Consider the following 752-nt stretch of genomic DNA (forward strand, 5'->3'; position numbering starts at 1 on the left):
AACTCATGAGCAATGGTAAGACATTTGATGTCACCGAGGTTGGGATTTTTACTCCTAAAGCAGTTGGACGCGATTTCCTGGCAACTGGGGATGTTGGCTATATAGCGGCCTCTATCAAGACCGTTGCGGATACTCGTGTCGGGGATACGGTGACCCTAGCTTCCAATCCGGCAAGTGAGCCACTACATGGATACAAGCAAATGAACCCAATGGTTTTTGCTGGTCTTTACCCAATTGAATCTAACAAATACAATGATCTTCGTGAAGCTTTGGAAAAATTGCAATTGAATGATGCCAGTCTTCAATTTGAACCGGAAACTTCTCAAGCCCTTGGTTTTGGTTTCCGTTGTGGTTTCTTGGGTCTCCTTCATATGGACGTTATCCAAGAGCGTTTGGAGCGTGAGTTCAACATTGACTTGATCATGACAGCGCCGTCTGTTATTTACAAGGTCAATTTGACAGATGGAGAAGCACTGGATGTCTCCAACCCTTCTGAGTTTCCAGATCCAACCAAGATCGCTTCGATCGAAGAACCGTATGTAAAAGCCCAAATCATGGTGCCGCAAGAGTTTGTCGGGGCTGTCATGGAACTGGCCCAACGCAAACGTGGGGATTTTGTGACCATGGATTACATCGATGAAAATCGGGTTAATGTCATCTATCAAATTCCCCTGGCAGAAATTGTCTTTGATTTTTTTGATAAATTAAAATCCTCTACTCGTGGCTATGCGAGCTTTGACTATGAGTTGTCT

At 44.4% G+C, this 752-nt stretch carries 1 protein-coding gene; it reads left to right on the forward strand.

Going from position 1 to position 752, the window contains the following annotated elements:
* A partial coding sequence (locus tag SPADD19_RS03605) for an elongation factor 4 family protein (protein WP_481906735.1) occupies window positions 1–752 on the forward strand: 752 nt, incomplete at both ends.

This window comes from Streptococcus parasanguinis (assembly GCF_001578955.1).
GTDB classification, from domain to species: domain Bacteria; phylum Bacillota; class Bacilli; order Lactobacillales; family Streptococcaceae; genus Streptococcus; species Streptococcus parasanguinis_U.